Raw genomic sequence first — 731 nt, forward strand, 5'->3', positions numbered from 1 at the left:
ACCTTCGCTTCGTTTTTCAGTTTCTCGACCAGTTCTGCAACCGACTTGACCTTGATACCCGCGCTGCGAGCAGCCGGCGCTTCGACTTTCAGGGTCTTGTTGGTGGAGGCGGTGGAAACGCCCAAAGCATCCGGAGTCAGCGTTTCAAGCGGCTTCTTCTTGGCTTTCATGATGTTCGGCAGGGACGCATAACGCGGCTCGTTCAAACGCAGGTCGGTGGTGACGATGGCCGGCAGGCTCAGCGACACGGTCTGCAGGCCGCCGTCGATTTCGCGGGTCACGGCAACCTTGTCGCCGGCCACTTCGACTTTCGAGGCGAAGGTGCCTTGGGCGTAACCGCTCAGGGCCGCCAGCATCTGGCCGGTCTGGTTGTTGTCGCTGTCGATGGCCTGTTTGCCGAGGATCACCAGCTGTGGCTGTTCCTTGTCGACCACGGCCTTGAGCAGCTTGGCCACGGCCAGGGAGGTCAGCTCTTCAGCCGATTCCACCAGGATGGCACGGTCGGCACCCAGGGCCAGCGCGGTGCGCAGTTGCTCCTGAGCGGTGGACGGGCCGACGGAGACGACGACGATTTCAGTCGCCACGCCTTTTTCCTTCAGACGTACCGCTTCTTCCACTGCGATTTCGCAGAACGGGTTCATCGACATCTTGACGTTGGCGAGGTCGACGCCGGAATTGTCCGCCTTGACGCGAACCTTGACGTTGTAATCGACAACGCGTTTGACAGCTAC

1 protein-coding gene is annotated in these 731 nt (G+C 60.7%); it reads right to left on the minus strand.

What is annotated here, in order from left to right; translation table 11 throughout:
• Positions 1-731, minus strand: a 731-nt coding sequence (locus UCMB321_RS09080) for an electron transfer flavoprotein subunit beta/FixA family protein (RefSeq protein ID WP_040065587.1), incomplete at both ends; no start/stop codon positions are given.

This window comes from Pseudomonas batumici (genome assembly GCF_000820515.1).
Lineage (GTDB): Bacteria > Pseudomonadota > Gammaproteobacteria > Pseudomonadales > Pseudomonadaceae > Aquipseudomonas > Aquipseudomonas batumici.